Annotated in this window: 19 protein-coding genes; 10 read left to right on the forward strand and 9 right to left on the reverse strand. The window is 51.9% G+C overall.

Annotated features, from left to right (window positions below):
• Nucleotides 1–25: 25 nt before the first annotated feature.
• The 3 genes from NNN64_RS15595 (at nt 26) to NNN64_RS15605 (ending at nt 2,587) form a co-directional block, all read left to right on the forward strand.
• Nucleotides 26–856: a MetQ/NlpA family ABC transporter substrate-binding protein gene (locus NNN64_RS15595; RefSeq protein WP_271441947.1), complete on the forward strand. Its 831-nt coding sequence runs from the start codon at nt 26–28 to the stop codon at nt 854–856.
• Nucleotides 857–918: 62 nt separating this feature from the next.
• On the forward strand, nt 919–1,935 hold the full coding sequence (gene sfbB, locus NNN64_RS15600) for a virulence-associated ABC transporter ATP-binding protein SfbB (protein WP_137384584.1): 1,017 nt from the start codon (nt 919–921) through the stop codon (nt 1,933–1,935).
• Nucleotides 1,928–2,587: a methionine ABC transporter permease gene (locus tag NNN64_RS15605; RefSeq protein ID WP_005125237.1), complete on the forward strand. Its 660-nt coding sequence runs from the start codon at nt 1,928–1,930 to the stop codon at nt 2,585–2,587. Before sfbB ends, NNN64_RS15605 begins: the two co-directional genes overlap by 8 nt.
• Here NNN64_RS15605 and mnmH read toward each other — a convergent pair whose 3' ends face one another.
• The 5 genes from mnmH to ppiB all read right to left on the reverse strand — a co-directional run bounded on the left by mnmH (nt 2,588) and on the right by ppiB (nt 6,803).
• The gene (gene mnmH, locus NNN64_RS15610) at nt 2,588–3,673 is read right to left on the reverse strand and encodes a tRNA 2-selenouridine(34) synthase MnmH (protein WP_271441948.1); all 1,086 of its coding nucleotides are present in this window, start codon (nt 3,671–3,673) and stop codon (nt 2,588–2,590) included.
• A 96-nt stretch (nt 3,674–3,769) separates the two neighbouring features.
• Nucleotides 3,770–4,837 (reverse strand): 5-(carboxyamino)imidazole ribonucleotide synthase, encoded by a 1,068-nt coding sequence (gene purK, locus NNN64_RS15615; RefSeq protein WP_271441949.1) that lies wholly within the window; start codon nt 4,835–4,837, stop codon nt 3,770–3,772.
• A complete protein-coding gene (gene purE, locus NNN64_RS15620) occupies nt 4,834–5,343 on the reverse strand; it encodes a 5-(carboxyamino)imidazole ribonucleotide mutase (protein WP_005125240.1) in 510 nt (169 codons plus the stop codon). The genes purK and purE overlap by 4 nt, the downstream gene beginning before the upstream one ends.
• Before the next feature lie 240 nt (nt 5,344–5,583).
• Entirely contained in the window at nt 5,584–6,306 is a 723-nt protein-coding gene (gene lpxH / locus NNN64_RS15625) for a UDP-2,3-diacylglucosamine diphosphatase (RefSeq protein WP_271441950.1), read from the reverse strand.
• A gap of 2 nt (nt 6,307–6,308) precedes the next feature.
• On the reverse strand, nt 6,309–6,803 hold the full coding sequence (gene ppiB, locus NNN64_RS15630; RefSeq protein ID WP_003021875.1) for a peptidylprolyl isomerase B: 495 nt from the start codon (nt 6,801–6,803) through the stop codon (nt 6,309–6,311).
• Nucleotides 6,804–6,976: 173 nt separating this feature from the next.
• Here ppiB and cysS point away from each other — a divergent pair, with 173 nt between their 5' ends.
• Nucleotides 6,977–8,362, forward strand: a complete 1,386-nt coding sequence (gene cysS / locus NNN64_RS15635) for a cysteine--tRNA ligase (protein ID WP_271441951.1) — start codon at nt 6,977–6,979, stop codon at nt 8,360–8,362.
• A 94-nt stretch (nt 8,363–8,456) separates the two neighbouring features.
• Here the strand turns inward: cysS and NNN64_RS15640 are convergent, their stop codons facing one another.
• The 3 genes from NNN64_RS15640 to folD form a co-directional block, all read right to left on the reverse strand.
• Nucleotides 8,457–8,981, reverse strand: a complete 525-nt coding sequence (locus NNN64_RS15640; RefSeq protein ID WP_271441952.1) for a metal-dependent hydrolase — start codon at nt 8,979–8,981, stop codon at nt 8,457–8,459.
• A gap of 122 nt (nt 8,982–9,103) precedes the next feature.
• Nucleotides 9,104–9,316, reverse strand: coding sequence for a ribosome-associated protein YbcJ (ybcJ, locus tag NNN64_RS15645; RefSeq protein WP_003831111.1), 213 nt, complete (start codon nt 9,314–9,316; stop codon nt 9,104–9,106).
• Between the two features lies 1 nt (nt 9,317).
• Nucleotides 9,318–10,184, reverse strand: a complete 867-nt coding sequence (gene folD, locus NNN64_RS15650; protein ID WP_003021887.1) for a bifunctional methylenetetrahydrofolate dehydrogenase/methenyltetrahydrofolate cyclohydrolase FolD — start codon at nt 10,182–10,184, stop codon at nt 9,318–9,320.
• A gap of 574 nt (nt 10,185–10,758) precedes the next feature.
• Here folD and fimA point away from each other — a divergent pair.
• The 6 genes from fimA to sfmF all read left to right on the forward strand — a co-directional run bounded on the left by fimA (nt 10,759) and on the right by sfmF (nt 16,827).
• Nucleotides 10,759–11,313, forward strand: a complete 555-nt coding sequence (gene fimA, locus NNN64_RS15655) for a type 1 fimbrial major subunit FimA (protein WP_271441953.1) — start codon at nt 10,759–10,761, stop codon at nt 11,311–11,313.
• 76 nt (nt 11,314–11,389) lie between these two features.
• Nucleotides 11,390–11,923, forward strand: a complete 534-nt coding sequence (fimI, locus tag NNN64_RS15660) for a type 1 fimbrial protein subunit FimI (RefSeq protein ID WP_271441954.1) — start codon at nt 11,390–11,392, stop codon at nt 11,921–11,923.
• Nucleotides 11,924–11,964: 41 nt separating this feature from the next.
• The gene (gene fimC, locus NNN64_RS15665) at nt 11,965–12,657 is read left to right on the forward strand and encodes a type 1 fimbria chaperone FimC (RefSeq protein WP_005122054.1); all 693 of its coding nucleotides are present in this window, start codon (nt 11,965–11,967) and stop codon (nt 12,655–12,657) included.
• A gap of 7 nt (nt 12,658–12,664) precedes the next feature.
• Nucleotides 12,665–15,286, forward strand: a complete 2,622-nt coding sequence (locus tag NNN64_RS15670) for a fimbrial biogenesis usher protein (RefSeq protein ID WP_271441955.1) — start codon at nt 12,665–12,667, stop codon at nt 15,284–15,286.
• A gap of 4 nt (nt 15,287–15,290) precedes the next feature.
• On the forward strand, nt 15,291–16,298 hold the full coding sequence (gene fimH, locus NNN64_RS15675; RefSeq protein WP_271441958.1) for a type 1 fimbria D-mannose specific adhesin FimH: 1,008 nt from the start codon (nt 15,291–15,293) through the stop codon (nt 16,296–16,298).
• Between the two features lie 10 nt (nt 16,299–16,308).
• A complete protein-coding gene (gene sfmF / locus NNN64_RS15680; RefSeq protein ID WP_271441956.1) occupies nt 16,309–16,827 on the forward strand; it encodes a fimbria assembly protein in 519 nt (172 codons plus the stop codon).
• A 50-nt stretch (nt 16,828–16,877) separates the two neighbouring features.
• On the opposite strand, the gene fimZ is transcribed toward sfmF, so the two are convergent.
• Complete coding sequence (gene fimZ / locus NNN64_RS15685) at nt 16,878–17,510, reverse strand: fimbria biosynthesis transcriptional regulator FimZ (RefSeq protein WP_271441957.1); 633 nt, start codon at nt 17,508–17,510, stop codon at nt 16,878–16,880.
• Nucleotides 17,511–18,012 lie beyond the last annotated feature (502 nt).

Consider the following 18,012-nt stretch of genomic DNA (forward strand, 5'->3'; position numbering starts at 1 on the left):
ACCACAACGTTAAAATGGAGAGATTATGGGATTGCGTCAGAGTTTACGCGTCGCGACCGGGGCACTGTTGCTGGCCTGCGGATTACAATTTGCTCATGCGAATAGCGACCCGCATACCATCGTGTTTGGCGTCGCACCGGGTCCGTATGGTGATATGGTAAAGCAGGCTATTGCACCGACGCTGAAAGAAAAGGGCTACAAGGTGGTGGTGCGCGAATTTAGTGACTATGTTCAGCCAAACATGGCGCTCTCCAACGGCAGCATTGACGCAAACCTGTTTCAGCACTCGCTCTATTTTGACAAATTCACTGCCGATAAAGGGTTGAAATTGAGTAAGCTCATCGTTGTTCCAACGGCGGGGATGGGTTTTTACTCGCATAAAATCAAAAGTCTGGATGAACTGAAGAAAGGTGATGTCATCACGCTTTCTAACGATCCGACGAACCTGGCTCGCGGTTTGCGCTTCCTGCAATCTATCGACCTTATCACTATCAAAGACAATATTGATCCCACTAAAGCCTCTGAACGTGATATCGCCAGTAACCCGAAAGGGCTGGTGTTTAAACCGCTGGAAGCTGCGCAGTTGCCGCGTACGCTGGATGGTGTGACCGGCGCACTGGTTAACGGTAACTTTGCGGTTGCGGCAAAACTGGATCTCGCCAGTGCGATCAAGCAAGAGCACCTGGATGAAAACCTGAAAAATATCATTGCGGTACGCAGTGAAGATGCAGATAAACCGTTCGCCAAAGACATTGTTGAAGCGGTGAAATCTCCGGCTTATCGTGCGGTGATAGACGATCCGCAAAACATCTACAGTGCCTTCCAGAAACCGGAATGGATGACGGCAGCCCAATAATCGCTGCGCTTAAAGTTTAACAGGGCAGCAACGACTGCCCTTTTCGCATTTCTGAGGTCGGTATGATTGAGATAGATAAGGTTTGCGTGGATTTCAGCGCAGGCCGAGGACCGTCAACCCGGGCGGTAGATGAGGTCAGCCTGCGCATCGGCGCAGGTGAGATATTTGGCATTGTGGGAACCAGTGGGGCGGGGAAAAGTACGCTGTTGCGTACCCTGAACGCCTTAACGCGCCCAAGCCAGGGAAGCGTGAAGGTGAACGGTGTTGAAATTTCAGCGCTGGAAGGAACGCACTTACGTAAGGCCCGTCAGCGTATTGGGATGATTTTTCAGCATTTTAATTTGATGCACACCCGCACGGTGGCGCAAAACGTTGCCTTCAGCCTGAAGGCTGCCGGATGGGAGCGCAGCAAAATCGCCCCGCGCGTGGCGGAGATCTTAGCACTGGTCGGGTTAGCGGATAAAGCAAACCGTTTTCCGGTACAGCTCAGTGGTGGTCAAAAACAGCGTGTTGGCATTGCCCGCGCCATCGCTAACCACCCGGATGTACTGCTTTGCGATGAACCCACTTCCGCGTTAGATCTGGAAACATCAGCCACCATTTTGGCTCTGCTCAAACAGATCAACCAACAACTGGGGATCACGATCGTGCTGATCACTCACGAAATGAATGTGATCAAATCAATTTGCGATCGTGTGGCGGTCATGTCCGGTGGCAAGGTGGTGGAGTCAGGTGAGGTGTTTGATGTCTTTGCCCACCCGCAGCACGCTTTTACTCAGCAACTGGTCTCGCACACGCTTAATCTGACACTCCCGGAGCGCTTGCGGCAACATCTGCCAGGGCAACTGCTGAAAATTTTGTTTATCGGCGACTCAGCGGAACAGCCAGTGCTGTCTGAAGTGGCGGTAAAGTTTGGCGTGGCGGTAAATATCCTGCACGGCAAAATTGAATATATCGGTGAGCGCGCGCTGGGTATTTTGGTCGTGCAACTGACCGCGCCGCATAACCCTTCGGCGGTCGATGCCGCTGTGGAACATATTCGTCAACGTACCGCACAGGTGGAGGTGATTCGTGGATGATTTATTGCCGGATTTGACGCTGGCGTTTAATGAAACCTTCCAGATGCTGAGTATCTCAACCGTACTGGCGATCGTTGGCGGCCTGCCGTTAGGGTTTCTTATTTTTGTCACCGACCGGCATTTATTCTGGCAGAACCGTTTCGTGTATCTGCTCAGTTCTGTGCTGGTGAACATTATCCGTTCGGTACCGTTTGTGATCCTGTTGGTGCTGTTGCTGCCGTTAACCCAGTTTCTGCTCGGGAACACCATCGGACCGATTGCGGCGTCTGTTCCGCTCTCTGTAGCGGCGATTGCGTTTTATGCCCGACTGGTGGACAGCGCGTTACGTGAGGTTGATAAAGGCATTATCGAAGCCGCGGAAGCGTTTGGCGCCAGCCCGATGCGTATTATCTGCACTGTGCTGTTACCGGAAGCCAGCGCGGGATTACTGCGTGGGCTGACGATAACGCTGGTGAGTCTGATCGGTTACTCCGCGATGGCTGGGATCGTGGGTGGTGGCGGGGTAGGCGACCTGGCCATTCGCTTTGGTTATTACCGCTACGAAACCCAGGTCATGATTGTCACCGTGGTGGCGCTGATTATTCTGGTGCAGGTCGTTCAGGTGCTGGGCGACTGGCTGGCAAAACGCGCAGATAAGCGCGACAGACACTGATCACTGTGCGTTAAGCCATTCGGCAACATCCTGCCATGTGCCGCGAAAGACGATTTTCGCGGCTTTCTTTTCCAGTTGATAGCGATACATCGGGTCGTAATACTCGTTGAGTAACGGCACCAGCCAGCCCATATGAGCGTCGGTACTGCCTGTCGTCTGCTGTTCGCGCAGGGCAACGTCGAGCTGCGCGGTTAGCTCGGCAAAACGCTGTAATCCCAGACGACGGCGGATGGCGAACAGGCCGTGATGCAGATAGTCACTGTACTCCTGCCAGCCCTGAGTTTCCCCGTAAACGCGGGTGAAATCGTGGTGCATACGGACAAAATACTCTTCGCGCAGTCGCTCCAGGCGTAACTCAAAGGGATCTTCCACCACCGCAATGGATGCCTGGGCCATACGATCACGTAAACATTCGGGCAAATGGTTGGCACCAATCATGCGGCCTTCATCTTCCAGCACCCACTGGCGCAAATCCTGTCGGCTGTCGGTTTTCAGCATTTCGACCGCCAGCAGATTTTCAAAACTCGCCTGGCTCAGCTGCGGTTCCACGGTACGTCCAAACGAGGAGCCGCGATGATGTGCCAGACCTTCGAGATCCACGCCATTTGGCTGCTGTTGCACCAGTTGCGTTTTACCGTTCCCGGTACAGCCGCCAATCAGGACGATAGGTTTTTGCACCAGCGTTTCCGTCAGCTGTATCGTCGCCTGACGCAGTGCCTTGTAACCGCCTTTTACTAGCGGGTAGTCAATGCCGGACTCGTGCAGCCACTGCTGCACAATATGCGAGCGCTGGCCACCGCGGGCACAGCACAAGTATCCCTCTGGATGCTGGCGACAGGCTTCCAGCCAGGCGTTCATTCGCTGCTGGCGGGTTTCACCCGAGACCAGTTGGTGGCCCAATGCGAGCGCCGCCTCCGGTCCCTGACGTTTATAGCAGGTCCCGATCGCGGCGCGCTCGTCATCGTTCATTAGGGGGAGGTTGATCGCACCCGGCATCGCACCCTGTTGAAATTCGACGGGGGCGCGTACATCGATTAAAGGCGTACCGGCGAGCAGGATCGCGCGATAGTCCGTTCCATCGTTCATGTTCAGTCCTGAAAATACAAAACAGCAATGGAGGGGATTTTACGCGCCCGAAGAGGGGCCGGGGAAGGATAAAATCAACTCCCCGGCATTAATGGCTTATTTCAGCTTTGATTGCGCCCAGATAATTCCGCTGGCATATTCCGGCGGCAGTAGGGGAATTAATGCTTCGAGCGTGGCATTTAGACGTGCAGTATCGCTGTCGCTCAGGTTCAGGTGGCCGACTTTACGCCCTTCGCGCACTTCTTTGTCGTACCAGTGTAGATGGACCAGCGGCAGTTTCAGCCAGTCGTAGTTCAGGTCGCTGCCAATCAGGTTTACCATCACCGAAGGAGTGTTCACTACCGGCGTCGGTAACGGCAGGTTGGTAATGGCGCGCAGGTGCAACTCGAACTGGCTGATGCTGGCACCGTTTTGCGTCCAGTGCCCGCTGTTGTGCACGCGCGGAGCCAGTTCGTTAATCAGCAGACCTTCCGGGGTAATGAAACATTCCATCGCCATCACGCCGACATAACCCAGCGCCTGCATGATGGCGGAAAGCATCGCTTCGGCCTGTTCCTGCTGTCTGGCGTTAGCCTGCGGGAAGACCACACTGGTACGCAGAATGCCGTCCTGATGCAGGTTGTGGGTCAGCGGATAGAAAACCGTGCTGCCGTCGTGTGCGCGAGCGCCTACCAGCGACACTTCACCCGAGAAGTTAATGCCCTGCTCGACGATACACTCGCCGTAGCAATCATCCGGCAATTGTTCCGTTTCATTCGCGCGTAAACGCCACTGACCGCGACCGTCATAGCCGCCAACGCGACGTTTAACAATCGCCAGCTCGCCCAGTTTGTCGAATACCGCAGGCCATTCGCTTTTCTCTGCCAGCAGTTGCCACGGCGCGGTTGCCAGGTTGAGTTTGTCAAAAAGCTGCTTTTGCGTCAGGCGATCGGCAATAATCGGGAAGACATCACGATTCACGAACGCCGGATGACGCGCCAGTTCGCGGGTTAACGCGGTTTCCGGCCAGCGCTCGATCTCAGCGGTAATGACGCTTTGCTGAAAGGGAACGGCGGTGGGTTCGGCATCCAGCCCGACTGGCCAGACCGCAATGCCCAGCGGCTCGCCGGCCTGACGCAGCATGCGCCCTAACTGGCCGTTACCGAGTACGCAGACCTGCTTCATGCCGCACCTCGCGGGTCTGGGTTCTCCAGTACCTCATCGGTTTGTGCTTTGCGCCAGTCGCTTAGACGCTGATGTAATGCTTTGTCGTGTGTTGCCAGAATTTGTGCTGCCAGCAGGGCCGCATTGGCCGCACCCGCTTTGCCAATAGCCAGCGTACCCACAGGGATGCCGCGTGGCATCTGCACGATCGAATAGAGGCTATCTACACCGCTCAACGCTGCGCTTTGTACCGGAACGCCTAACACGGGGACCAGCGTTTTCGCTGCAATCATGCCCGGCAGATGCGCTGCACCGCCAGCACCCGCAATAATGACCTGATAACCGTTTTCTTCAGCACTTTCGGCGAAGCTGAACAGTTTGTCAGGGGTACGGTGGGCTGAGACGACTTCAACATGGTGTGGAACGTCCAGCATTTCGAAGATTTCGGCGGCGAACTGCATGGTAGCCCAGTCGCTTTTGGACCCCATCACGATGGCGACACGCGCCGGATTATTGCGGGAAGACATGCGTCTAAAAACTCCTGTGGGTGTGCTTCACACTGCTTTAGAGGCGAGAGAGAATAGCACGTTTTAAAAACAAGGAAAACGATTGCGTTGCTTTACACTTCACTCTTCAAGCTGCCTCTTTGTTGGCTGCATTTGCTCACCCCAGTCACTGACTTTTGTAAGCGCCAGGGGACTCACAGATTTGCCGCTTCGATGCAACTCGAATAGTTTTGTGTAAAGAGGAGTTGGGTATCTGCAGAATTAAAATGGAAAAGCGATCAGTTCAACGTCGTCAGGTGTGACTTTAATCATCGAACCTTCGGTATGCCAGGCACCTAACACCACGCGGAAAGCGGGTTGCGCATTGGCCGTGAGTTCGTGGACTGCCGGGCGATGGGTATGACCGTGAATTAACCACTGGACCTGATGTTTCTCCATTTCAGTAATGACGGCCTGTGGATTTACATCCATGATCTCCAGCGACTTGCTGCTATTGGCCGCTTTGCTGTTGGCACGCATCTTCGCGGCAATACGTTGGCGAATGAATAACGGCAGGGAGAGAAACAGTTTTTGTAGCCAGGGCTGATGAACCTTCGCGCGAAACGCCTGATAGCCAGCATCGTCGGTGCACAATGTGTCGCCATGCATGATCAGTACGTTGCGACCATACAGGTTGAGCACTTTTTCCTGAGGTAACAGGGTCATGCCGCTCTCACGGGCAAAACGCTTGCCGATCAGAAAATCACGATTGCCATGAATGAAAAAGCAGGGAACACCGGAATCCGTCAGCGCTTTTATCGCTGCGGCCATTTCACGATGTAGGGGATTGGGATCGTCATCGCCTATCCAGGCTTCAAACAGATCGCCAAGAATGTACAGCGCATCGGCCTTTCGTGCATCGCCGGCTAAAAAACGCAGAAAACCGGCGGTGATCGCCGGTTCTTCCGTGCAGAGATGGAGATCTGCAATAAACAGTGTCGTCACGATTACTCGCTGACGGTCACGTTTTCGATGATAACGTCTTCTTTTGGTACGTCCTGATGCATACCGCTGCGACCGGTGGAAACGCCTTTGATTTTATCAACGACATCCATACCTTCAACAACTTCAGCGAATACACAGTAACCCCAGCCCTGCATGCTTTCGCCGGAGAAGTTCAGGAAGTCGTTGTCAGCAACGTTGATGAAGAACTGAGCTGTCGCGGAGTGCGGAGCCTGAGTACGCGCCATTGCCAGCGTTCCACGGGTGTTTTTCAGACCGTTGTTGGCTTCGTTTTTGATAGCCTCTTTCGTGGCTTTTTGCTTCATGCCCGGCTCAAAACCGCCGCCCTGAATCATGAAACCGTTAATAACACGGTGGAAAATGGTGTTGTTGTAAAAACCTTCGCGGCAGTAGTCCAGGAAGTTTTTAACTGTTTCAGGCGCTTTATCATCAAACGTTTTGATTACGATATCGCCGTGATTAGTGTGGAAAGTAACCATTTTTGCATCCTGTTCCGATAGAGTGGTGCTTCGACCCTGGTCAGGGTCACATGATAGGGGCTTGTTATAGCATAACCGCAAGGTTCGATCACCTTGCAAAGTGTGCTGCTTCGGGGCCAATTTATAGGTATTATAGGGCTTTGTTATCCACACACGTCTACACGGAATCTTCGATGTTAAAAATCTTTAATACACTGACGCGCCAAAAAGAGGAATTCAAACCCATTCATGCCGGGGAAGTCGGCATGTACGTGTGTGGCATCACCGTTTACGATCTCTGTCATATTGGACACGGGCGTACCTTTGTTTCTTTCGACGTTGTTGCCCGTTATCTGCGCTTCCTCGGCTACAAGCTGAAGTATGTGCGCAACATTACCGATATCGACGACAAAATCATTAAGCGCGCTAATGAAAATGGCGAGAGCTTTGTGGCGCTGGTTGATCGCATGATTGCGGAAATGCATAACGATTTCGATGCGCTGAATATTCTGCGTCCGGATCTTGAACCGCGTGCTACGCATCATATCCCTGAGATTATTGAAATCACCGAACAGCTGATTGCCAAAGGCCACGCTTACGTTGCCGATAACGGCGACGTCATGTTCGATGTACCGACCGACCCGAATTACGGTCAGTTGTCACGTCAGGACCTGGATCAACTGCAGGCGGGTGCGCGTGTTGATGTGGTTGATGTGAAGCGTAACCCGATGGACTTCGTGCTGTGGAAGATGTCTAAAGAGGGTGAGCCGAGCTGGCCATCCCCGTGGGGTGCAGGCCGTCCGGGCTGGCACATTGAATGTTCTGCGATGAACTGCAAACAACTGGGTAACCATTTCGATATTCATGGCGGCGGCTCTGACCTGATGTTCCCGCACCATGAAAACGAAATCGCGCAGTCTACCTGTGCACATGATGGTGAATACGTAAATTACTGGATGCACTCCGGGATGGTGATGGTTGACCGTGAGAAAATGTCCAAATCACTGGGCAACTTCTTCACCGTTCGCGACGTGTTGAAATATTATGACGCCGAAACCATTCGCTACTTCCTGATGTCTGGCCATTATCGTAGCCAACTGAACTACAGCGAAGAGAACCTGAAGCAGGCTCGCTCAGCGCTGGAGCGCTTGTATACCGCGCTGCGCGGCACTGACAAGTCCGTTGCCCCTGCGGGTGGCGAAGCCTTTGAAGCGCGTTTCATTGAAGCGATGAACGATGACTTTAATACGCCAGAAGCCTACTCCGTGCTGTTTGACATGGCGCGTGAAGTTAACCGTCTGAAGGGCGAAGATATGGCGGCAGCTAACGCTATGGCTGCGCATCTGCGTAAGCTGTCCGGCGTACTGGGTCTGCTGGAACAGGAGCCAGAAACCTTCCTGCAAAGTGGTGCGCAGGCAGACGATAAAGAAGTGGCTGAAATTGAAGCGCTGATTCAACAGCGTTTAGATGCCCGTAAAGCGAAAGACTGGGCGGCGGCGGATGCGGCACGCGATCGTCTGAACGAGATGGGTATCGTGCTGGAAGATGGTCCACAGGGTACCACCTGGCGCCGTAAGTAAATCTCTCGATTGCCGGATGACGGTTAACGCCTTATCCGGCCTACAGGCATGCTTTTGTAGGCCGGATAAGACACCTGGTGTCGCATCCGGCACATTAGTGTTTCCGATACCACCACAACACCCCCATCATGACGGCTCCCGGCAGCCATACCCACATTAGCTCCGAAAGAATAACCTGATGCCCGTACGGCGTGGCATAGCGCGACAGCGCAAACGGCGCGACCTTAATCACCTGCCACGGCGCAAAGAAACGTTCATCGGACCACGGCCACAGCCAGCCAACGCCTTTCCCTCCGGTTGTCACTGAATCCAGCAAACTGTGCGACAGCAATGACACCGTCAAAAATAACCAGCAGCGTATTAGCCCTGCCTTAAACCATCGTCGGCCAACCATGAGACAGAGCAGTGGAACGACGAAGGCGAACAACAACGAGTGGGTAAATCCGCGATGGCCGAAGACGTTACCGTAAGCAACGCCAAGCTTAAATGACAGAACGTCAGCGTCTGGCAGCATCGCCAGAGCGATTCCGGTAAACAGTAATCGCACAGGGATGACTTTAAGTCCGAGACCTAACCCTAAACAGAGTGGAACGGCAGCGTGGGTAACGATTGTTGGCATGATGATCGCTTCGTGTGAAAAAACAGCATGCTAACAGGCCACGGTGAAGTGGGGATGAAGTCATTATCTGAAAATGGGGGAAGTGGCCGGATAAGGAACAAACCGTCATCCGGCACCTGAGATCACGCGACGACGTTAATGCTGTGACCTTCAAAGCTGACGGTCTGTCCGGCAACGATTTTGCAGCGCTTACGCGTTTCAACAACACCGTCGACCTTCACTAACCCTTCGCCAATAGCAATTTTTGCCTGGGCGCCGCTTTCGCTCCAGCCTTCCAGCTTCAGCAAATCGCAGAGTTCAACGTGAGGGTGTTTACCCAGTGAAAATGTGGCCATCTTAAACGTCCTTTACATCATGATATTCAACACACGCCTGCAGCGTGTTTTCGATAAGCGTGGCGACAGTCATTGGGCCAACGCCACCCGGCACAGGCGTAATATACGACGCACGTGCGGCAGCATCCTCAAAGACCACATCGCCAACAACCTTACCATTCTCCAGACGGTTGATGCCGACATCAATCACAATTGCACCTTCTTTGATCCACTCACCCGGAATAAAACCAGGTTTGCCAACGGCAACAATCAGCAAGTCGGCGTGCTCGACGTGGCGACGCAGATCCTTCGTGAAGCGGTGGGTGACCGTGGTGGTGCAACCCGCCAGCAGCAACTCCATGCTCATTGGGCGACCGACAATATTGGAAGCGCCAATCACCACGGCGTTCAGGCCATAAGTGTCGATGTTGTAGCGTTCAAGCAGGGTCACGATACCGCGTGGGGTACATGGGCGCAGGCGCGGTGCGCGTTGGCACAAACGACCGACGTTATACGGATGGAAACCGTCAACGTCTTTGTCCGGTGCAATGCGCTCCAGAACTTTGACGTTGTCGATACCCGCCGGCAACGGCAGTTGTACCAGGATACCATCGATGGTGGTATCTGCATTGAGCGTATCGATCAGCTCAAGAAGCTCCGCCTCGCTGGTGGTTTCAGGCAGGTCATAGGAGCGGGAGACAAACCCCACTTCGTCGCAGGCTTTGCGTTTACTTGCCACGTAAATCTGCGAAGCCGGGTTGCTACCTACCAGCACAACAGCCAGTCCTGGGGCGCGTAATCCAGCCGCTAAACGCGCCTGAACTTTTTGAGCAACCTCAGAGCGCACCTGCTGCGCAATCGTTTTACCGTCAATAATCTTTGCTGCCATCAGAGAGAGGATTCCGTCTGTTACGTTAAGTCGAAGGGGATGTGACTATTTTGTCAGAAGCGGGGCGTGCTGTCAGTTTTCGTTTGCGTTTTTACGTGCGTTGGCGTGTTTCGCGTAGCCCGTGTGCGCGGCAACAGGTGTTGGATGTTGGCGCGTGATTCATGAGCATGCTAATGAAACTTAACCTAAATGAAACAACTCATCACCCTGGTATTTTCATGGGTAATATCTCAGAAACCAGACTGTTACGTCTTGTTATGGATGTTTTTGCCTCATTTCCACCCGGAATTTTCTTAGAGTCCAATAAGAATAAGCCAGGGTCATTAAAAGGAATTACAGGTATTTTTCATTAATTGAAATGTTTAATTTATCCCTGTGACGAATTGTCATATTCGTGAAGATTAATTAGTGAATCAAATACTCAGGAGAGTGGGGGTACACGTTTCGCTAATTCTCTCTCGATATATATCTTTACAGGACGCAGAGATAATTTGCCTGACATTTAATGTCGATAATGATTCAAACGGATCCCGCAGGACGCTGGAGCCGGATGTGTGTAATTCAAGGGAAATCCATGAAATGTAAATTAATGACCTCTTCTGTTTTTGCCAGCATGATGTTAATGGCGGGCGCAGCGGTGGCGGCAGATCCGGTAAGCGTGAGCGGCGGTACGGTTCACTTTGAAGGTGAACTGGTCAATGCAGCCTGTGCGGTGAGCACTCAGTCAGCCGACCAGGTTGTCACATTAGGCCAATATCGTACCGCCAGCTTCACCGCGGTTGGTGACACCACGGCGCAAATTCCGTTCTCCATCGTGCTGAACGACTGTGATCCGAAAGTTGCTGCGACTGCTGCTGTTGCTTTCTCGGGCCAGACGGATCTTACCAACAACAGCCTGTTGGCTATCTCCTCCTCAGATAACAGCACCACGGCGGGCGGTGTAGGGATCGAAATCCTGGACAACACGTCCACCGCACTGAAGCCAGATGGCGCGACCTTCTCAACCGCTCAGGCGCTGGTGGAAGGTACCAACACCCTGCGTTTCTCCGCGCGTTATAAAGCCACTGCAACCAGCGCTACGCCGGGTCAGGCAAATGCGGATGCGACTTTCATCATGAAGTACGAATAAGCCGTTTGATTCTCGCAGGGATGACTACCGCCTCATGGGATGAGGCACTATCCGGGGATGATGAAGGATGTGGCAGATGATAGGGAAAGGCGTAGCGTTGGCGGGAATAGTCTGCGTAATGCCGGCGTTTGCACACACAGTGATACTGGAAAGTGGCCGTCTTCATTTACGCGGGCAGCTGGTTAATGGTGCCTGTACGGTTGCCACGGACAGCCAGAGTTTGCGGGTGCAAATGGGGCAGTACCGCACTAACGCGTTCTCCGGGACGGGAAGCTTTGCCTCTACCGGCGTACCGTTTTCGCTGCGCCTGACGTCGTGCAGTGCTGATGTTTATGACCACGTGGGGATTGCCTTTGCGGGCGTTACGCCAGCCGAAGACCCACAGGTCTTTCTTGCCAGCGGTGATGCGTCTGCGACTTCGGGTATTGGTTTGGCGTTATTTGATGAGCGACAACGACAAATAATTCCGAATGCGCTGCCGCTTCATTATGCCCCGATTTTAACGCAAGAGATGACGTTTCATTTCACTGCGCGCTATCGGGCTGTCTCGGAATATATAACACCGGGAACGCTTCGTTCAGATGTGTGGTTTACGTTGGTGTATCCCTGATTTATTTCCTAACGATAATCACGCCAAAGGTATTTGTAGCTATGTTTAATTATCTAAAATCAGGCTTTATCATTTTACTGGCCTTATTTTCTGCCACCAGTGTGCAGGCATCTGGTGGAATTGCATTAGGTGCAACTCGTGTTATTTATCCTGCCGAGGCCAAACAAACGTCCCTCGCCATTAGTAATAGTGATACCAAAGAACGTTTCCTGATTAATTCATGGATAGAGAACAGCGCAGGCGTCAAAGATAAATCGTTTGTGGTCACACCGCCACTGTTTGTCAGTGAACCTAAAAGCGAAAACACGCTGCGTATCATCTACGCGGGCGAGCCGCTGCCCAAAGACCGTGAATCACTGTTCTGGATGAATGTGAAGGCTATTCCGTCGGTCAATAAAAACAGTCTTGAGGGAAAAAACGTTCTGCAACTGGCGATTTTGTCGCGTATCAAACTTTTTGTCCGCCCAAATAATCTGCCACAAATCGCGGAAGATGCACCAGGCATGCTGCAGTTTTCCCGTACCGGCAACCACCTGAAAATCACCAACCCGTCAGCGTATTACGTCACGTTGGTCAATCTCAATGTCGGAAATACGAAGATTGATAACGTCATGGTTGCGCCAAAAAATGACACGCAGGTCCTGTTGCCGACGGGTGTTCAGGGAAACGTTACATTCCAGACGGTGAACGATTATGGCGCAGTAACCACCGCTAAAACGGTTAGCGTGCGTTGAGAAAACGATGAATAAGACAACGTATTTTCCTGGCCTGTTACCGGGGGTTACGCCACCGCTGGCGGGGGTGGCGTTGTCCACGCTGGCCGCGCTCTTTCCCTCTTTTAGCCACGGTGAAAGCTATTTCAATCCGGCATTTTTATCTGCGGATACCGCTACCGTGGCGGATTTGTCTCGTTTCGAAAAAGGGAATCACCAGCCTGAAGGCGTTTATCGTGTGGATATTTGGCGCAATGATGAGTTTATGGCCACCCAGGATATTCATTTCTCCACCAGCGCGGGGAAAGCCGGAGAAAAATCCGGCGGGCTGATGCCGTGCTTTGATCTCGACTGGGTTAAACGCCTTGGCGTCAATATCACTGCGTTTCCGGCACTCAGTCAGGATGCGAACAATAGCTGTATTAATTTGCCAGAGGCGATTCCTGGTAGTGAAATTGCCTTCGATTTTTCTACGCTGCGCTTAAATGTCAGCCTGCCGCAAGCCTCAATGTTGAACAGTGCGCGTGGTTATATTCCGCCAGAGGAGTGGGATGAGGGTATTCCGGCGGCGCTGGTTAACTACAGCTTTACTGGCAGTCGCGGCAGCGATACCGACAGCTATTTCTTAAGTATGTTAAGCGGCCTGAACTATGGCCCATGGCGGCTGAGGAATAACGGTGCATGGAACTACTCGAAAGGTGACGGCTACCATTCGCAAAGCTGGAAAAATATTGGCACATGGCTTCAGCGCGCGATTATTCCGCTGAAGGGTGAGTTGGTGATGGGTGACAGTAACACTGGCAACGACGTTTTTGACAGCATCGGTTTTCGTGGTGCGCGTCTCTATTCGTCCGACAGCATGTATCCCGACAGTTTACAGGGCTACGCGCCAACCGTCCGTGGGATTGCGCGTACCGCAGCGAAACTGACTATTCGCCAGAATGGCTACGTGATTTATCAAAGCTATGTTTCGCCAGGCGCTTTTTCAATAACCGATCTCAACCCCACCTCGTCGAGTGGTGACCTGGACGTAACGGTTGATGAGAAGGACGGCAGTCAACAGCGCTATACGGTGCCGTATTCCACGGTACCTCTGCTACAGCGTGAAGGGCGTTTCAAATATGACGTTGTCGCTGGGGATTTTCGTAGCGGTAATAGCCAGCAGTCTTCGCCATTCTTTTTCCAGGGAACGTTAATCGCCGGGCTACCAGAAGGTTACACCGCGTATGGCGGCACGCAGTTAGCGTCACGCTACACCGCACTGGTGTTAGGCACCGGCCGTAACCTGGGTGACTGGGGAGCCGTCTCTGTCGATTTAACGCATGCCCGTAGCCAACTGGCGGATGACAGTACGCATCAGGGGCAATCGCTGCGTTTTCTGTATGCAAAATCACTGAACAACTTCGGTACCAACTTCCAGCTGTTGGGGTACCGCTATTCGACGCGTGGGTTTTATACCCTCGATGATGTGGCGTATCGCAGTATGGAAGGTTACGAGTATGAATATGACAGCGAAGGGAATCGTCACGATGTTCCGCAGGTGAAGAGCTATCACAATCTGAGTTACAGCAAAAAGGGCCGTTTTCAGATCAACATTTCGCAGAACCTTGGCGATTACGGTTCACTGTATGTTTCGGGTAGCCAGCAAACGTACTGGAACACCTCAGATACTAATACCTGGTACCAGCTGGGGTATGCCAGCGGCTGGCAGGGGATTAGCTATTCACTCTCCTGGTCATGGAATGAATCGGTCGGGATCGCCGATACCGACCGCATCCTGGCCTTCAATGTGTCCGTACCGTTCAGTCTGCTGACCGGGCGGCGCTACTCGCGTGATAACGCACTCGATCGCACCTACGCCACGTTTAATGCGAACCGTAACAGCAATGGACAAAACAGCTGGCAAAGCGGTATTGGCGGCACGCTGTTAGATGGGCGCAATCTCAGCTACAGCGTTAATCAGGGGCACAGCAGCGCCAACGGGTACAGCGGGAGCGCTAACGCGAACTGGCAGGCGGCCTATGGCACGCTGGGCGTGGGTTACAACTATGACCGTGACCAGCATGACTATAACTGGCAACTCTCCGGTGGCGTCATCGGACATGCGGACGGCATTACGCTCAGCCAACCACTGGGCGATACCAACGTACTGATAAAAGCACCTGGGGCCCAGGGGGTGCGGATAGAAAACCAGACCGGCGTGCAGACCGACTGGCGTGGCTATGCGGTCATGCCGTATGCCACCGTTTATCGCTACAACCGCGTCGCGCTGGATACCAATTCAATGAATAACAACACCGATGTGGAAAATAACGTTAGCAGCGTTGTGCCAACGCAGGGGGCACTGGTACGTGCGGCGTTTGATACACGCATTGGCGTGCGTGCGCTTATCACGGTTAACCGGGATGGAAAAACGGTGCCATTTGGGTCGGTGGTACGCGAAACCACGAGCGGCGTCACCAGCATGGTCGGTGAAGATGGACAAATTTATCTCAGTGGTTTGCCGCTCAAAGGCAACTTGCTGATCCAATGGGGTGAAGGCGCAAACGCACGCTGCGAAGCGCACTACACCTTGCCTGAGGAGAGCCTGAAACAGGCCGTAACGCTCACCAACGTGACGTGCCAACGACCGTCGGCGCGACAGGGATAATATGATGAAACGACAAACCGGTTTGCTACTGGGAAGCGCTTTACTGCTTATAGCTAATACATCATGGGCGAAGGTCTGCCATAACTCGAACGGAACGCCAACGGACGTTTATTACGATCTGTCGAATGTTTTTAACAGCAGCAATAACCAACCGGGCCAGGTAGTGACATTGCCTGAAAAGTCAGGCTGGGTCGGGGTGAATGCAACCTGCCCGGCAGGGACGACGGTGAATTACACCTACCGAAGTTATGTGACCGAACTCCCCGTGCAAAGTACGGAAAATAACTTTCAGTATCTGAAACTCAATGATTACCTGTTGGGGGCCATGAGTATCACCGACAGCTACGCCGGGTTGTTTTATCCTCCACGTAATTATATCCGCATGGGGAATCACCCAAACGTTTCCAAACAGCAGCCTTTTGGCGTGATGGATTCTAAGCTGGTGTTTAAATTAAAAGTGATTCGCTCATTTATCAACATGGTGCCGATCCCGCGACAGACGATGTTCAGTGTCTACGTCACAACCAGCACGGGAGATGCGCTGAGTACGCCGGTTTACACCATAAGCTACAGTGGCAAGGTGGAAGTTCCACAAAACTGTGAGGTGAATGCCGGGCAAATCGTGGAGTTTGATTTTGGCGATATTGGTGCCTCGTTGTTCAGCAAGGCGGGGGCTGGTAACCGGCCCGAAGGCGTCAATACGCAAACGAAAACGGTCGCCATAAAGTGCACTAACGTTGCCGCACAAGCTTATCTGACCATGCGGGTCGAGGCCGAAAAAGCGTCCGGGCAAATGATGATATCGGACAACCCGGATTTAGGTTTTATCGTAGCTGACAGCAGCGGTAAACCGTTGACCCCCAACAATCTGTCCAGCACCATTCCCTTTCAGTTGGATGATAACGCTGCCGCGCGGGTTGGCATTAGAGCATGGCCAGTCAGCGTGACGGGCAATAAACCAGCAGAAGGGCCTTTCACCGCCCGTGGCTATCTGCGAGTTGATTATGAATAAGCAGAGAACAATGAGACGTCATGCACTTTTCGTATTGATATCCGCAGTGTCAGCCAGTTCGCTATGCCAGGCGGATACCTCGCTGGGTGAGATTAATATCGAACTGCACGGCAATATCGTGGACTTCACCTGTGCGGTTATTGCCAGTGACAACAATAAGTTGGTTGAATTAGGTACCTGGCCAACAAAACAATTAAAGACCACCGGGGATACGACCCAACCAGTTCCCTTTACGTTGAAACTTGAAGGTTGCCCGCCGGGGTCGGCCTCGATAACCTTTTCCGGCACGCCAGCAGCGGGTACCACGTTGTTGGCGCTGGACGATGCCGTGATGGCACAAAAGGTCGCGATTGAATTGCACGATAGTGACCATACGCGATTACCGCTTGAACAAGCCAGCCAGACAGTAAACATTGATGAAAATGGCAATGCTATGCTGACTTTTTTTGCCAACTATATTGCGCTGGCAGATGGTGTTCAACCGGGGAACGCGAAAGCAGATGCTACGTTTATGATTAACTACAATTGACATCATGCGCTGATAATTCACTCCCGAACGACGCCTCGTCGGGAGTGCGATCACATTAATTCATGCATCTTGGCATAATCGATTAGCTCAACAATGGTATGTAGTCCGAGCTTGGAATAGATGTTAGCTTTGTGAGCACTGATTGTTTTATTACTCAATAAAAGTTGCTCAGCAATTTCTTTATTAGATAACCCGTTCGCCAGATAACGTAAAACCGTAACCTCGCGATTCGATAATGGCATGTCATTCAGCATGCCTTTACGTATATTAATATTATTAATAAAATTAAGCGTGTCTGAAGGGAAAAATGAATATCCTGATAAAATCATTTTTACCGCGTTATAGATATCATTGAGATCCTTTCGTTTACTGACGAAACCATTGGCACCGGCACGGATCGCCCGTCCGGCATAAAACGATTCAGACTTTGAGGATAGAAACAATACCCGGGTTTTTTCCTGCAGAGATTTTATTCTCTTGAGTAATGTAAACCCATCGGAGCCAGGTAACTCAATATCCAGAATGACCAAATCGACTGGATAGGTCCGCAGATGGTCTATTGCCGTGCGACTGTCGTCGGTTTCCAGAACAACCTGAATATTACTATTCTTTTCGAGCAGTACTTCTATCGACATTCTGACAATAGGGTGTTCGTCCATAATGATAACGGATGCTGGTTTCATTGTTGTATGCCTCAAACTGTTTGTGTATCTTGCGATTTTGATAAAACATCAGGCGTTATAATATTGTCAAATAGCCAAGGATTGCTCTGGAAGAAGAACCGAATAAATATTATATCATCCTTGTTTATTCGGTTGTTCTACGTCAGAACAATGAGTTTGTGGAATATCCATTTCACACCAGGGAAAACTTACAATTAATCAGAAAACAGTGAGGATTATACCTGCTCTGCACTTTCGGAAAAGGCTTACAGCACGTAAGTTCATAATGTCTGTTAGGATATCCTGAAAGACCAGGGTATGGTAATGACTATTGATATTAATCTCCTGCTGTTTGAATTATGGCAGATTGAAAAAATTTTTTAAATAGTAAAAACGACACAATGGGCTAATTGTTTAGGTTTTGTTAAGGCGGCGAGGCAATTCTTTTTTGTCGAAATGTACTGAATCTGTCGGCTAAAGCAGGATACCCGCGCGATATATAATACCAGGAATAGTTGTAAAT

It is taken from the genome of Citrobacter sp. Igbk 14 (genome assembly GCF_028069825.1).
GTDB lineage: Bacteria > Pseudomonadota > Gammaproteobacteria > Enterobacterales > Enterobacteriaceae > Citrobacter.

Coding starts and splice junctions, on each gene's coding strand:
- sfmF (WP_271441956.1), top strand. CDS start 16,309: ATGAGACGTCATGCACTTTTCGTATTGATATCCGCAGTGTCAGCCAGT.
- folD (WP_003021887.1), bottom strand. CDS start 10,184: ATGGCAGCAAAGATTATTGACGGTAAAACGATTGCGCAGCAGGTGCGC.
- mnmH (WP_271441948.1), bottom strand. CDS start 3,673: ATGAACGATGGAACGGACTATCGCGCGATCCTGCTCGCCGGTACGCCT.
- purE (WP_005125240.1), bottom strand. CDS start 5,343: ATGTCTTCCCGCAATAATCCGGCGCGTGTCGCCATCGTGATGGGGTCC.
- fimI (WP_271441954.1), top strand. CDS start 11,390: ATGATAGGGAAAGGCGTAGCGTTGGCGGGAATAGTCTGCGTAATGCCG.
- NNN64_RS15595 (WP_271441947.1), top strand. CDS start 26: ATGGGATTGCGTCAGAGTTTACGCGTCGCGACCGGGGCACTGTTGCTG.
- fimH (WP_271441958.1), top strand. CDS start 15,291: ATGAAACGACAAACCGGTTTGCTACTGGGAAGCGCTTTACTGCTTATA.
- cysS (WP_271441951.1), top strand. CDS start 6,977: ATGTTAAAAATCTTTAATACACTGACGCGCCAAAAAGAGGAATTCAAA.
- sfbB (WP_137384584.1), top strand. CDS start 919: ATGATTGAGATAGATAAGGTTTGCGTGGATTTCAGCGCAGGCCGAGGA.
- fimC (WP_005122054.1), top strand. CDS start 11,965: ATGTTTAATTATCTAAAATCAGGCTTTATCATTTTACTGGCCTTATTT.
- purK (WP_271441949.1), bottom strand. CDS start 4,837: ATGAAGCAGGTCTGCGTACTCGGTAACGGCCAGTTAGGGCGCATGCTG.
- NNN64_RS15640 (WP_271441952.1), bottom strand. CDS start 8,981: ATGCCAACAATCGTTACCCACGCTGCCGTTCCACTCTGTTTAGGGTTA.
- ppiB (WP_003021875.1), bottom strand. CDS start 6,803: ATGGTTACTTTCCACACTAATCACGGCGATATCGTAATCAAAACGTTT.
- NNN64_RS15670 (WP_271441955.1), top strand. CDS start 12,665: ATGAATAAGACAACGTATTTTCCTGGCCTGTTACCGGGGGTTACGCCA.
- ybcJ (WP_003831111.1), bottom strand. CDS start 9,316: ATGGCCACATTTTCACTGGGTAAACACCCTCACGTTGAACTCTGCGAT.
- fimA (WP_271441953.1), top strand. CDS start 10,759: ATGAAATGTAAATTAATGACCTCTTCTGTTTTTGCCAGCATGATGTTA.
- fimZ (WP_271441957.1), bottom strand. CDS start 17,510: ATGAAACCAGCATCCGTTATCATTATGGACGAACACCCTATTGTCAGA.